Source organism: Mammaliicoccus sp. Q-M61, assembly GCF_022386055.1.
GTDB classification, from domain to species: Bacteria; Bacillota; Bacilli; order Staphylococcales; family Staphylococcaceae; genus Mammaliicoccus; species Mammaliicoccus sciuri_A.
This window is the reverse complement of sequence record NZ_JAJNJL010000009.1, coordinates 19,464-32,166: the sequence shown is the minus strand read 5'-3', so window position 1 is coordinate 32,166 and position 12,703 is coordinate 19,464. Positions and strand designations below refer to the sequence as shown.

Below are 12,703 nucleotides of genomic sequence, written 5' to 3'. Positions count from 1 at the left end.
GTTATGATTTTTGTGATATTTCTTGTATATATGCTAATGCTTGTCTTTTTTTCTCTTTGTTTAAACCACGTAATAATTGAATGGCATCATTAATAATTTGTGAATCTTCTTCATCTTCGTATGCTTCTGGTACGTTTACCCAGCCCATAATATAAGCGGGTGTTGTAGACAGTGCGATTGATAATTTTTCAACTACTGATGGTGTTAATTTAGATGTTTGACCTGTTTCATATCTGGAAATGGTCGACTGATTGACGTTAATCAGTTTAGCTAATTTATACGTGCTAAATCCGAGTTCTTCTCTTCTTTGTTTAATTCGATATCCTGTTTGATTCAATGCTTTCACCTCAATCACTTCAAATGATGATCTATTAATTCTATTATATCTGATTTAAGTTGTGATTTGTAATTTTCAGATACGAATGATACTTTATTGACCAACAAAAATTCATTTGCTATAATTCGAACTAATCGAATAAAAGCTTTCTAGGGTTCCGTAACTGAGCGGTTAGTCTGGACCGAGAGAAAGCCGCAAGTTGATACTTGTGACACGGAGGGATAAAAGCCTGGGAGACTTATTAAATAAGTTTCCTGGGCTTTTTAATTTAAGGAGGAAAATTTAAATGAACTGGATAAAAATTATCATTGGCGCAATATTTGAAGTTGGTTGGGTAGTCGGCTTAACACATGCAAATAATACATTTGAATGGATTCTGACAGTTATCGCGATTGTCGTAAGTTTCTATTTATTAATTAATGCATCTAAATATCTACCAGTAGGCACTTCGTATGCTGTATATGTTGGGTTAGGTGCAACCGGCGTAACCATTGTAGATTTCGCATTATTTGGTGAACCTGTTGTTATCGGAAAAGTTATTTTAATCGTGACGTTAATTATAGGTGTCATTGGCTTGAAACTTGTAACACGTGAAGAGGAGGGTGCATAACATGGCATGGATTGTATTGATTTTGGCAGGTTTATTTGAAATGTTAGGCGTATTGTTTATGAACATTTATGCAAAACGTAATAATATCCCATCGTTATTAGGACTAGGGTTATTCTTTGTATTAAGCTTTATTTGTTTATCCATCGCGATGAATACAATACCTATGAGCACGAGCTACGCAATATGGACTGGTATCGGTGCTGTCGGCGGTGCGTTATTAGGTATTATATTCTACGGGGAGTCTAAAGAATTTAAACGTATATTATTTATCGGCATTATTCTAGCAAGCACGATAGGTTTGAAGTTAATCAGTTAACTATTTAATAGCTTATAAATCATAATTGATTTCCATCCATTCATTGACTTCTTTGAAACCAAGCTTTTTGTATACAGGTTTACCTAAAGTAGAAGCGGCGAGGAAGATTTTCTTGATATTTCTTGATTCGACATCTTGAATGAGTTCAGTAATGATTTTTTGGGCGATGCCTTGTCCTCTAAAATCTGGGTGTGTATAAATATTAGTAACGTATGCTCTTTCACCTGAAGGGTTTGTGAATGATGGTGGAAATGGGTAATAGATAATCGCACCACTTGCGATAATATTATCATCAACAATAGCTAATAATTGATAAAGCGATTTGTTCGTTAACATGTCCGTGAAAAATTGTTCTAGTTCAACATCTATATTGGGTGTTGGGTTAGAACCTTCATCAATTAATTGCGCTTTGCGTAATTCGACTAATTCACTTAAATCTGAAATGGTTGCTTGTCTAATAAACATATTTAACCTCCTTAATATCTATATAAATGGGTATATATTATTATAGATGATTTTATACAACAACTTAAATTAAAGTGGGGATAAAATGAAAAAAATATTAATGACAGGTGGAACAGGTTTAGTTGGATCAGCTCTAGTAGCACATTACTTAAATACAGATAGTGAAATTTATATATTAACAAGAAGTGATAGAACGTCAGATGAACCATTTGTGCATTATATTAATTGGTCTGAAGATGGTTGGGAAGAGTATTTACCTCAAATCGATATCGTGATTAACCTGGCTGGTGCTAGTCTCAACAACCGTTGGACACCAGAGCATAAAGAAGCCATTATGAAGAGTCGTATTGAATCGACTAAGCGACTATATGACTATTTTGAAAAGCAAAATTATGCACCAAAAGTATTATTTAATGCGAGTGCAGTTGGATACTACCCGCCGTCTAAAGTTGTTTCTTACGATGAGTATGATCAGTTTTTGTCACATGACTTTCTATCGACTGTCGTAGAAAGATGGGAACAAACAGCATGGCTATTTGATAAATTAGGAACGAGAGTCGTTATAGGTCGGTTTGGTGTTATATTATCCAGTGAGGGTGGTGCACTACCTACAATGGTTAAACCGTATCAATTCTTTGTTGGCGGTCCACTTGGTTCAGGTAAGCAATGGATGAGTTGGATTCATATTGATGATTTAGTAAAAGGTATCACTACACTCATTCAAAATGAACAATTTAAAGGTGTTTATAACTTATGTAGTCCTCATCCAGTTCAACAAGATGAATTGGGCAAATCTATTGGGAAAGCAATTCATAGACCACACCTATTGCCAGTACCTAAATTTGCATTGCGCTTGTTATTGGGAGAGCAGTCTACCGTTATTCTAGATGTACAAAAAGTATTCCCTAAAAAGTTGCAAGAACAGAACTTTGAATTTGAGTATCCATATATAGATGATGCCATTAGTCATTTATTAAAATAAATATTAATTATAGAAGTGGCTGGGACATAATGTAGTGTCTCAGTCACTTTTTTCTTTTGACTTATATACAAAACAAATGTATGATAATGAATATTAATACGAATTATAGTATATTTATTATAAAGGTGGGTACTCAATGAATCAGTTTATCGCATTAACAGAAAAGTATAGCCCGAATAATTATAGTCCATTAGATATAGTTTTGACTGAAGGTAAAGGTGCACATGTCAAAGATTCAGATGGCAATACATATATTGATTGTGTTTCTGGATTCTCGGTTCTAAACCAAGGGCATGGTCATCCTAAAATTATTCAAGCATTTTTAGATCAAAGTCAAAAGATTACAATGACTTCTAGAGCTTTGTATAGTGATAATTTAGGTGCTTGGGAAGAGAAGATTTGTAAGTTAGCCAATAAAAATAAAGTTTTACCTATGAATACTGGGACTGAAGCGGTAGAGACTGCCATCAAAGTAGCAACGAAATGGGGTCAAGATATCAAAGGTATCAATGCGCTTGATGCTGAAATTATTGCGATGGAAGGTAATTTTCATGGTCGAACAATTGGTTCGCTATCCTTATCATCAAACGATAGTTATAAAGAAGGCTTTGGTGTACTAGCAGGTAATATTAAATACAGTGAATTTGGCAATGCTGAAGAAATTGCTTCTCTTATCACACCAAATACAACAGCGATCATCTTAGAACCTATTCAAGGAGAAGGTGGTGTTCATATCCCACCTAAAAATTTTATTAAAGAAGTTAAAGCTTTGTGTGAACAACATCAGATTCTGTTGATTGCAGACGAAATTCAAGTAGGATTAGGTCGAACAGGTAAGATGTTTGCGATGGAATGGGAAGGCGTTGAACCTGATATTTATTTATTAGGAAAAGCTTTAGGCGGCGGTCTCTATCCTATTTCTGCGGTCGTAGCGAATGATGATGTCATGCAAGTATTAACGCCAGGTACACATGGTTCAACATTTGGCGGAAATCCATTAGCATGTGCTGTTTCAATTGCAGCTTTGGATGTACTTATAGATGAGTCGCTTCCTCAACGTTCGCAACAACTTGGTGAAAAATTATTAAATGGTTTGAAAAAAATAGATAGTCCAATTATAAAAGAAGTGAGAGGACGTGGGTTGTTTATCGGTATTGAACTTAATGAGCAAGCACAATCAATCGTAGCAAGTATTAATGCACAAGGTGTCTTATGTAAAGAAACACAAGGCAATATTATACGTTTAGCACCACCACTCGTTATTGAAGAACAAGACATTGATACTATTGTTAATGTCATTACACAAACAATAGAAGAAAAATCAAAACAATATCAATCATAGAATTTATATAAATAGTGAGTAAGGCATAAATCGATGTCTTACTCACTTTTCTTTTATGTTAAAATTTCCTGGGTATATATTTATATATACTAATTTTTCAATGAAGGGAAGGATAATATGAAAATAGCAATAGTAGGTTCAGGTAATGGTGCCGTAACCGCTGCTCTAGACATGATATCTAAAGGACATGAAGTAAAATTATATTGTCGTAATCAATCTATTCATAAATTTGATAAAGCTTTTGAACGAGGTGGATTTGATTTTATAAATGAAGGTGACAAGACATTTGTTAAGTTTACGGACATAAGTGATGATATGTCGTATGTATTAAAAGATGCAGAAGTGATACAAATGATTATCCCTTCATCATTCATCGAACATTATGCGAAAACGATGGCACCTCTTATTAACAATGATCAACTGATCTTATTCAATATCGCAGCAGCTATGGGATCAATTAGGTTTATCAATGTGTTAGAGAAACAACATATAGAAACAATGCCAAAGTTTGCTGAATTAAATACATTAACGTACGGGACACGTGTAGATTATGATAAAGCAGAAGTGAATTTATCTCTTAACGTTCAGAAAGTACACTTCTCAACATATGATAAAAGCTATTTAACAGAAAGCTTTAAAACGATTAAAGAACTATATCCGTATATCGTTAAAGAAGAAAGTCTTTGGAAGACAAACTTAGAAAACGGGAATCCAGAAGTACATCCGGGTCCAACATTATTAAACGTAGGTAGAATAGACTATGCAGATGAATTTGCCTTATATAAAGAAGGCATTACACCTCATACTGTAAAGTTATTGCATGCAGTCGAATTGGAAAGATTATCACTAGGTAGAAAATTAGGTTTCGAACTTAATACAGCAAAAGGTGCACGAATAGAACGCGGTTACCTATCTAATGATGATGAAGACGAACCACTTAATAAATTATTCAATACAAGTCCAGTATTTTCACAAATCAATGGACCAAACGAAGTAGAAAATAGATACTTAACAGAAGATATCGCATATGGTTTAGTACTCTGGTCAAGCTTAGGAAAAGTAATCGGCGTACCAACACCAAACATAGATGCCATAATCGTAATCGCTTCAACAATATTAGAGCGAGATTTCTATACAGAAGGTTTAACAGTAGAATCATTAGGATTAGAGAAATTAGGATTGGAATAAAAAAACGCTTAGCTCATTCACGAGCTAAGCGTTTTTTCGATTTATTAAGCGACATTTTTAAATAATGATCTACTAATTATTGCGGCTATTAGAGTTAATAAGAGTGTTAAGATACCGATACCTATCCATGCGTATTGTACGAATACGTATCCGCCTAATATGGTTAATAAACTTGATCCTACATAATAACCTAATAAATATAAAGTTGAGGCGTGTGATTTGCTTGATTCGGTTAATGTGGCGATATAACTGCTTTGAATGGAATGTGCGCCAAAGAATCCGAATGTCATTGCGGCGATTCCTAATATATCAAGTGGTAAGTATGTTATGAAAGTAAGGATAATACCTACAATCATGATTGTTATGGCGATTGCATATGCTTTTTTTATACCAAGTTTATAACTGAGTTTTCCAAAGTTAATGGAGCTATACGTACCTATTAAATATAAAATAAATATAAAGGCAATCGTAGACTCACTAAGTGAAAATGGTGGATGTTCGAAACGTACGGTTATATAACTGTATATTGTGACAAAGGTACCCATTAATAAGAATGCTAGTGACATTGTTTTTAAAACGGCTGGGTTCTTTAATAGCTTTCCATATTTAATGAAATGTTGTTTCGGTGATACCCATTGTGGTGTTTGAACTGTTGAAGTTGGTAATAAAATAACCATTAATATTGCGAGTATTAAATTAAGAATACTGAGTGACGCAATCGCAACTTGCCAATTCGCGATGTCTGTTAGAATACCAACAACTACACGACCAGACATACCTCCAAAGGTCGTTCCAGCTACATATAAACCCATTACTTTACTGACTCTATCTTTATGTACTTCATCAGCTATATATGCCATTGCGATAGAAGGCACACCACTTAAAGCTAATCCCATCAGACCACGAATGACGAGAAATAAATGGAAGTTCGTTACGAAAACACTGATGATAGATAATACACTTACAAGTAATACAGAAATAGACATCATACGTTTCTTCTCAATATTGTTGAGCATCGGCACTAAAATTAAACCAATACCAAGCATAAAAGTAGAAACGGATAAAGTTAAACTGATATCAGATAGCGACACGTTAAAATATTGACTTAGCCCATTAAATATTGGTTGCGTAACATAAAGGCTAGAAAAAATGATGAATCCTGCTAATAATAATGAAATAGATCTCTTTTTCTGTTCACTTGTCATATTGTATCTCTCCCTACAACAATAATCATAACGCTAAAAAAATCATTTTTCGAAAAATATGCATATATTATTCAATTGTAATTGTGATATATTATAATAATCTGAATTTTTAAGTAAGGGGTGGGAATATGAGATACGAAATAGCTTTAGAGAAAATTGTACCTGCTTTGAAAAAAGTGCATGGGGTGTTATCAATATTTTTAAAGGGGTCTATTGCTAGAGGGGAAAATGATGCCTATTCTGATTTAGATATTTATGTCATGTTAAAACGCGAGGTACAAGTTGAAGAAGTATATGACAGTATTGTAGATGCACTTGAGCAATATCAACCGCTGTTATATAAAGAATTAGTGGAAATTATTTGTCCTCAAATTGTTGGTGTATTTGAAGATATGTTACATATAGATTGTTATATTGTTCATGAACATGATTATCCTCAAACAGATGATATAAAAGTGATGTATGACCCTAACGGTAGATTGAAGGAATATGATAAAAAAGACTTAAGTATAACTGAAGAAGTATTTATAGATTCAGCATTAGATAGTTGTTGGTTTATCTTTCAATATGATCATATAGTTGGAAGAGGGCGATATTTATGGACGACTCAAATGATTGATAATGCACTTAATCATGCAATAAAAGTGTTGTTATATAAATATTATCCTGAGAAAGCAGTACTAGGTAAAAAAGCTGCACATCATCTGCCTGCTGATATTTATTCAAAGTTAAATTATATAAATGATTGTAATAATTCTATAAAGCATAGAGAAGCGGTTGCACAATATATGAATCTTTACCAAGACTATATTAAAGACATGGTTGAGGAATATTGGGTTGAAGGATTCGAAAAAATATACGACTATTTATATAAAAAATATGCATAACTAGACACCAGTCATAGTGACGTCACTATGACTGGTGTCTATATATTCACATGTGAGTATAATTTTTGAAAAGATTATTCTGATGCGCGTATAATGTAGTTAAATTAATGGGAGGTACGATTATGATAGAAATTTTAGGGCACCACCATATTTCGATGCTTACGAAAGATGCTAAGTTAAATAAAGAATTTTATGTAGAAAAATTAGGACTACGTTTATATTTAAAAACAGTGAATCAAGATGACCCTTCTATGTATCATTTGTTCTATGGTGATGAGGTTGGTTCGCCTGGTACTTCTTTAACATTTTTCGAACTTAAACCGATGGGACAAACTTATAAAGGTACGAACTCGATTTCAAGAATTGGCTTGTTAGTACCAAATGAAGAAAGCTTAAATTATTGGAAAGATCGTTTTGAAAAACTTGATGTTGATCATGACGCTATTGGTATTTATAACGGTATGACAGCTTTACATTTTAGAGATCACGAAGGATTGGAAATGGTGTTATTACCTAATGGTGAACGTAAAGTGCCGCAAAGTTGGCGTCATAATAGATACACAGATGTACCAGAAGAACATCAAATTATGGGTATGGGTCCTGTAGAATTTAAAATTGATGATGTTTCAGAAATGAAAAATTTCCTGGAAAATGATTTGCATTTTGAGTTAGTAGATTCTGAAAGTGAATTATTATATACGATTGATTTTGAAGGATTGTATAGCGATATTATATTGAAAGAAGTAGAAGGTGAAAGAGAAAGACCTGGTAAAGGAAGTATTCACCATCTTGCATTATCCGTAGCAGACGAAGAAGAATTAAATAAAGTGAAAGAATTATTAGATGAAAAAGGCGTTGTACATTCTGGAATAGTGGATAGAGATTTCTTTAAAAGCTTATATTATAGACATTCACATATATTGATTGAATTTGCGACAGAAGGACCAGGTATGCCATATGATGATGTATCACAACTAGGACAACAGCTAGACTTACCAGGATTTTTAGAATCAAGAAGAGCAGAAATTGAAAGTAATTTAGAACCTATTTAATAGTAGAATGTAAGCACCTTTTGACTTGGTCAAAAGGTGCTTTTTCTCTATTTATTATTTTAAAATTAATATATAAATGACTAAATTACTATTTTTCCTGATTCGTCAGCAGGTTTCAAAGCTGCTTTAACACCTTGTATTATCCCAATAACACCAGGTATTCCAGTCCAACAAAAAATAAGATGTAAAATTCCAGTGGCTTTTTTTCCTACATAGAACTTATGAATTCCAAGGCCACCTAAAAAGAATGCTAGTAGAGAATATGTAATTTTATCAACTTTCATATAAATCAACTTCCTTTTATTAAGTTTTTTCATTATTAATTTAACCCATTTTTTGTAAATTAAACACCTAAAATAATTATATGATTACTTTATGATATTTTGAACAACTAGAAGATATTAATATTTATTATGGATTTTAAGAAAGTCATTACGATTTCTACAATAGGTTATTACACATTTAATTGAGAATAAAAGTTTATTAATCTTTTTAAAGTAAGAAATGAAATCTAACGCTCAAGAGTGAAAAACAAGATCGTTAGAAATTCTAACGCTCAAGAAACGCAAACAAGATCGTTAGAGGACAAAAAAATTAAAAAAATGAGAGAAAACTAGGCGCTAACGCTCAAGAATGAAAAACAAGATCGTTAGAAATTCTAACGCTCAAGAAACGCAAACAAGATCGTTAGCGGACAAAAAAATTAAAAAAATGAGAGAAAACCTGGCTCTAACGCTCAAGAAACACAAACAAGATCGTTAACCGTTCATATATACAAACAAAAGCACCTTTTGACCGAGTCAAAAGGTGCTTTCTTCTATATTTTATGTTGTTGTTTCTTTATTAATCTCACTGTGATAAATGAGGTGATTGGGATGGCGATACTTACAGCGATACCGCCTAATAATATGGTTATGATTTCAGCTGCAAATATTTTAGCATTGATTATTTCGCCAAAGGTGTAATTTAATTTACCAAACCAGAAAAATAACGTGATTTGTCCGCCTATATAGGCGAAATAAATTGTATTGGTTGTTGTTGATAGGATGTCTCTTCCTATTGTTAAGCCAGACTTGAATAGTTGTTGTAATGATATTTTTGGATGTGCTTCATATAGTTCGTACATTGGAGAACTAATGGATATTGTTAAATCAATCACTGCTGCGATTACGGCTAATACAACTGTAAATACCATAAGTTCAGCATAGTTAATCCCTACATTCATTGAAAATATATACGTTTCATCTTGTTCTTCTTCAGTGAACCCTTGCAACATTGAAATGTCTACAATGAAATAGATTAATCCTATTAAGATAAGCGTAGATATAATGGTCGCGAAAAAGGCAGCAACTGTCTTAGTATTATATGCATTAATATAGAACAAGTTAATGCATGTAATAATTAAACAGAAGATGATTAATACGATGAATATAGGCGCTTTATAAATGATGAGTAATAACGCAATAAACAACGTCAGCAAGTTTAAAAATAACGTTACAAACGATCTAAATCCTTTCTTACCACCAACGATGATCATAAGAATGAGTAATATACTGGCTAAAATAAATGTCGTCATTATTTAGCCTCCTCTCTTTGCATGAACATCATTGCAACAAATATTGTGATAGGTATCGTAATCACAATACCAATGCCACCCATGAGTGCTCTTGTAATTTCTAATGACCAATTCATGGATAAGGTATACGTGATTGTATTGCTATTTTTAAAGTAAAGAATAATCATCGGAATGCTACCAGATAAATAAGCGAAGAATAAGATATTCGTCATTGTACCCATAATATCTTTACCAATGTTTGTGCCAGATTGACGCAATTGTTTCAATGAAATTTCGGGATGTTGTGCTTTAATCTCATATAAGGAACTTGTTAACGTAATAGCAACATCCATAACCGCACCAAGTGAACCTATGAGCACAGACGCTAGGAATATTTGTGTCGGTTGAATCGTTAAGAAACTCATCGTTTCATATTTAACGCCGTCACCATTCGTAAACATCATGACAAGTTGAGCGATACCGATACTTAAAAATGTACCAAACAAAGTTGAAATTATCGCAACAAAAGTTCTCCGTTTAAAGCCACTGACGAGCAATAAGGATACGATCGTTGAGAATATAACTGTTGCCGTCATTAATATAAAGAAATGATGATTATTATGTTTCATGAAATAATCAATCATTAATAGTAGGACTGTGACATTAATAATGAGCGAAATAATAGAATATAGCCCTGATTTTCTACCGACGATAAGTAAGGTTAATAAGAACAAACCAGTCATTAACGTGACAGCGCCATCTCGTTTTAAGCCTTTTATAATAGCGGTGTCTTCTTTACCTTTATAGGATAAGAGGACTTGGTCGTTTACATGGTATTTCTCAGAATCCGTTAAAGAATCCGTATATTTATGAGGAACCGTAATGCGGTCTCCTTTATGCTGGCCATTCTGAATCTCTAAATGGATTTGTTCTTTATGTAACGTATCTTTATTCTTATTTTGGTCAATCGTTGTTTGTGAAGATTGATGTGTAATATCCGTAATTTGACCAATTGGTGTTTTGTAATATTGCGCATTGTGTTGGGTGAATATATAGGCTATTACAACGCATACAATAAATATGAGTATCGCAACATTAAATGGTTTCGTTAATTGTTGTTTGATTTTGTCATTCATGTTTTGCCACCATCATTTTTCTTTAATTTGAACATACTATAGTATACGTACATAAGAGGTGGACTTCAATTATTTCCATGTTTCAGCACAAGGTAGTGAATCGCGTTTTCTAGCTTTTGAGACATACGGATGCCCCGCTACTGTGAAACGTAATGGTTTATCAGTCCAGATGCCCTTATTTGGTACGCCGATTCTTGCTGAACGTTCGATTTGTTTAGGGTATCTTCTATTTGTTGTATCGATTTTTAAGCAATTGGCATTAAGTTTAGTGCCGTCTAATGCTTTAGATATTTGCATCGCTTGCGTGAATTTGCCAGGTCCATTTGTTAATTCTATACCTGTTTTGCCGTTACGGTTCAATGCCATTTGTTCAATACCATGTTCAGGTTCTATTGCTCTAATTAAGACACCTTGAGGTTCACCTTCAACTTGTGTAACAAAGTTAATCAGTAGTTGTTTGTGCATAGAGTGTGCATAGATCGTTCCACCCTCGCAATACAAAGATTTCACGCTTTTAGTATTTCTGCCATTGAATGAATGGGCAGCTTGATCGTGTTTACCAATATAAGCTTCCGTTTCAACGATATAACCTGTATATACGATATCGTCTGTTTCGTGAATGATTTTGACGCCAAGTAAGTCAGCAGCAATTTCTTCAGTCGTTCTATTGATAAAATCCATTTTGAAAATATCCTCCTTAATGATACGTTGCTTGTCTTTGTAGTAAAGAACGTGTATGTTCAATAAAAGTCTTCAATTTACTATTTTGATTATTGTCTTGATAAACAATGTTAATCGTTCTTTTGAGTTCGGTATGTGTTAACGGGATTTTTGTAAGTTGTTCATTTTCAATACCATTACTTAAATAATCTGGCACGATGAGTACGCCTTTTTCAGATAGTAATGTTTGTCGTAATAATGCAAAATTTGAAATCGGGTAAGTCTTCTGTGATGCATGTTTACGTATTAATTGTGATATTTGATCAGGTAATGTGTTGAAATGGTAAATGTATTGCTGGCTCAATTGTGATAAAGGCGGTTTAGGGTTCATTGATAAATCGTTGTTATTATGAACGTATAAATTATATGTTTCTTCGAATAGTGTATGTTTAATAGTATGTTTATTGTTTGTAAGTTTCGGTGTAAGTTCGCATAACGCGACATCTATTTGGTGAGATAATAAACCTTCTTCGATTTCTAGTGGTGTCATCATCATAGGTCTAACTTCTATTTTGAAATCTCGCTCGTAAGTCTTAATAATAGCCGGTAATGCTTGTGATACATAACTTTCTGTATAAGCGAGTTTAATAGAACGTCTATCTGAATGTTCTTGATGTATAAATAAATCTTTCGTTTCTTCTATTAAGTTTAAAATTCTATTTGTCTGTGTAAGTAAGAGTTCACCACTGTCCGTTAATTTTACATTTCTACCTTCTCTTAAAAATAACGTCGTGTTTAATTCTTTTTCTAAATTTGCGATTTGTCTACTGACCGCGGACTGGGCAATCTCTAGCTCAAGCGCAGCCTCTGAAATATGCTCTCTTAAAGCAACTTCTCTAAAATAAATTAATTGTTTTATCTCCATATTCAACACCTCATTATTTATATTATCTAATTTTTAGATATAT

The 12,703-nt window shown here is 33.2% G+C and carries 15 protein-coding genes and 1 riboswitch; of the genes, 7 read left to right on the top strand and 8 right to left on the bottom strand.

From position 1 onward, the window contains the following. Position 1: 1 nt before the first annotated feature. Positions 2-337 (bottom strand): helix-turn-helix domain-containing protein, encoded by a 336-nt coding sequence (locus LQ677_RS11175; RefSeq protein ID WP_025906138.1) that lies wholly within the window; start codon positions 335-337, stop codon positions 2-4. 138 nt (positions 338-475) lie between these two features. Further along, a riboswitch (guanidine-I (ykkC/yxkD leader) is annotated at positions 476-575 on the top strand. 48 nt (positions 576-623) lie between these two features. On the opposite strand from LQ677_RS11175, the gene LQ677_RS11170 reads away from it, so the two are divergent. Continuing rightward, the gene (locus LQ677_RS11170; RefSeq protein ID WP_025906137.1) at positions 624-947 is read left to right on the top strand and encodes a DMT family transporter; all 324 of its coding nucleotides are present in this window, start codon (positions 624-626) and stop codon (positions 945-947) included. Position 948: 1 nt separating this feature from the next. Next, positions 949-1,263 (top strand): DMT family transporter, encoded by a 315-nt coding sequence (locus LQ677_RS11165; RefSeq protein WP_037589390.1) that lies wholly within the window; start codon positions 949-951, stop codon positions 1,261-1,263. A gap of 12 nt (positions 1,264-1,275) precedes the next feature. Here LQ677_RS11165 and LQ677_RS11160 read toward each other — a convergent pair whose 3' ends face one another. Further along, entirely contained in the window at positions 1,276-1,728 is a 453-nt protein-coding gene (locus LQ677_RS11160) for a GNAT family N-acetyltransferase (protein ID WP_239748842.1), read from the bottom strand. Positions 1,729-1,813: 85 nt separating this feature from the next. Here LQ677_RS11160 and LQ677_RS11155 point away from each other — a divergent pair, with 85 nt between their 5' ends. The 3 genes from LQ677_RS11155 to LQ677_RS11145 all read left to right on the top strand — a co-directional run bounded on the left by LQ677_RS11155 (position 1,814) and on the right by LQ677_RS11145 (position 5,240). After that, the gene (locus tag LQ677_RS11155) at positions 1,814-2,710 is read left to right on the top strand and encodes a TIGR01777 family oxidoreductase (RefSeq protein ID WP_107576834.1); all 897 of its coding nucleotides are present in this window, start codon (positions 1,814-1,816) and stop codon (positions 2,708-2,710) included. Positions 2,711-2,846: 136 nt separating this feature from the next. Further along, positions 2,847-4,052 (top strand): ornithine--oxo-acid transaminase, encoded by a 1,206-nt coding sequence (rocD, locus tag LQ677_RS11150; RefSeq protein WP_239748841.1) that lies wholly within the window; start codon positions 2,847-2,849, stop codon positions 4,050-4,052. 117 nt (positions 4,053-4,169) lie between these two features. After that, positions 4,170-5,240: an NAD/NADP octopine/nopaline dehydrogenase family protein gene (locus tag LQ677_RS11145; protein WP_049320789.1), complete on the top strand. Its 1,071-nt coding sequence runs from the start codon at positions 4,170-4,172 to the stop codon at positions 5,238-5,240. A 44-nt stretch (positions 5,241-5,284) separates the two neighbouring features. Here the strand turns inward: LQ677_RS11145 and LQ677_RS11140 are convergent, their stop codons facing one another. Continuing rightward, entirely contained in the window at positions 5,285-6,445 is a 1,161-nt protein-coding gene (locus LQ677_RS11140; protein WP_037589384.1) for an MFS transporter, read from the bottom strand. Between the two features lie 128 nt (positions 6,446-6,573). Between LQ677_RS11140 and LQ677_RS11135 the strand changes: the two genes are divergently transcribed. Together LQ677_RS11135 and LQ677_RS11130 are read left to right on the top strand one after the other, a co-directional pair. Continuing rightward, positions 6,574-7,332, top strand: a complete 759-nt coding sequence (locus LQ677_RS11135) for a nucleotidyltransferase domain-containing protein (protein WP_239748840.1) — start codon at positions 6,574-6,576, stop codon at positions 7,330-7,332. A 122-nt stretch (positions 7,333-7,454) separates the two neighbouring features. Beyond that, on the top strand, positions 7,455-8,384 hold the full coding sequence (locus tag LQ677_RS11130; RefSeq protein ID WP_204258850.1) for a VOC family protein: 930 nt from the start codon (positions 7,455-7,457) through the stop codon (positions 8,382-8,384). A gap of 80 nt (positions 8,385-8,464) precedes the next feature. Here the strand turns inward: LQ677_RS11130 and LQ677_RS11125 are convergent, their stop codons facing one another. From LQ677_RS11125 to gltC, 5 genes are all read right to left on the bottom strand, one after another. Then, the gene (locus tag LQ677_RS11125) at positions 8,465-8,668 is read right to left on the bottom strand and encodes a TM2 domain-containing protein (RefSeq protein WP_159315721.1); all 204 of its coding nucleotides are present in this window, start codon (positions 8,666-8,668) and stop codon (positions 8,465-8,467) included. A 533-nt stretch (positions 8,669-9,201) separates the two neighbouring features. Further along, the gene (locus LQ677_RS11120; RefSeq protein ID WP_048540293.1) at positions 9,202-9,960 is read right to left on the bottom strand and encodes a YibE/F family protein; all 759 of its coding nucleotides are present in this window, start codon (positions 9,958-9,960) and stop codon (positions 9,202-9,204) included. Continuing rightward, a complete protein-coding gene (locus LQ677_RS11115) occupies positions 9,960-11,075 on the bottom strand; it encodes a YibE/F family protein (RefSeq protein WP_239748839.1) in 1,116 nt (371 codons plus the stop codon). The genes LQ677_RS11120 and LQ677_RS11115 overlap by 1 nt, the downstream gene beginning before the upstream one ends. Before the next feature lie 69 nt (positions 11,076-11,144). Further along, positions 11,145-11,756 carry a DNA-3-methyladenine glycosylase gene (locus LQ677_RS11110; protein ID WP_049320781.1) on the bottom strand — a complete coding sequence of 204 codons (612 nt, stop codon included), beginning with the start codon at positions 11,754-11,756 and terminating at the stop codon, positions 11,145-11,147. Between the two features lie 16 nt (positions 11,757-11,772). Further along, positions 11,773-12,660, bottom strand: a complete 888-nt coding sequence (gltC, locus tag LQ677_RS11105) for a glutamate biosynthesis transcriptional regulator GltC (RefSeq protein WP_037589378.1) — start codon at positions 12,658-12,660, stop codon at positions 11,773-11,775. Positions 12,661-12,703: the final 43 nt, after the last annotated feature.

What these genes read in the sequence shown, in the direction of transcription:
- LQ677_RS11170 (WP_025906137.1), top strand. Translation starts at nt 624, where the DNA reads ATGAACTGGATAAAAATTATCATTGGCGCAATATTTGAAGTTGGTTGG.
- LQ677_RS11165 (WP_037589390.1), top strand. Translation starts at nt 949, where the DNA reads ATGGCATGGATTGTATTGATTTTGGCAGGTTTATTTGAAATGTTAGGC.
- LQ677_RS11160 (WP_239748842.1), bottom strand. Translation starts at nt 1,728, where the DNA reads ATGTTTATTAGACAAGCAACCATTTCAGATTTAAGTGAATTAGTCGAA.
- LQ677_RS11155 (WP_107576834.1), top strand. Translation starts at nt 1,814, where the DNA reads ATGAAAAAAATATTAATGACAGGTGGAACAGGTTTAGTTGGATCAGCT.
- rocD (WP_239748841.1), top strand. Translation starts at nt 2,847, where the DNA reads ATGAATCAGTTTATCGCATTAACAGAAAAGTATAGCCCGAATAATTAT.
- LQ677_RS11145 (WP_049320789.1), top strand. Translation starts at nt 4,170, where the DNA reads ATGAAAATAGCAATAGTAGGTTCAGGTAATGGTGCCGTAACCGCTGCT.
- LQ677_RS11140 (WP_037589384.1), bottom strand. Translation starts at nt 6,445, where the DNA reads ATGACAAGTGAACAGAAAAAGAGATCTATTTCATTATTATTAGCAGGA.
- LQ677_RS11135 (WP_239748840.1), top strand. Translation starts at nt 6,574, where the DNA reads ATGAGATACGAAATAGCTTTAGAGAAAATTGTACCTGCTTTGAAAAAA.
- LQ677_RS11130 (WP_204258850.1), top strand. Translation starts at nt 7,455, where the DNA reads ATGATAGAAATTTTAGGGCACCACCATATTTCGATGCTTACGAAAGAT.
- LQ677_RS11125 (WP_159315721.1), bottom strand. Translation starts at nt 8,668, where the DNA reads ATGAAAGTTGATAAAATTACATATTCTCTACTAGCATTCTTTTTAGGT.
- LQ677_RS11120 (WP_048540293.1), bottom strand. Translation starts at nt 9,960, where the DNA reads ATGACGACATTTATTTTAGCCAGTATATTACTCATTCTTATGATCATC.
- LQ677_RS11115 (WP_239748839.1), bottom strand. Translation starts at nt 11,075, where the DNA reads ATGAATGACAAAATCAAACAACAATTAACGAAACCATTTAATGTTGCG.
- LQ677_RS11110 (WP_049320781.1), bottom strand. Translation starts at nt 11,756, where the DNA reads ATGGATTTTATCAATAGAACGACTGAAGAAATTGCTGCTGACTTACTT.
- gltC (WP_037589378.1), bottom strand. Translation starts at nt 12,660, where the DNA reads ATGGAGATAAAACAATTAATTTATTTTAGAGAAGTTGCTTTAAGAGAG.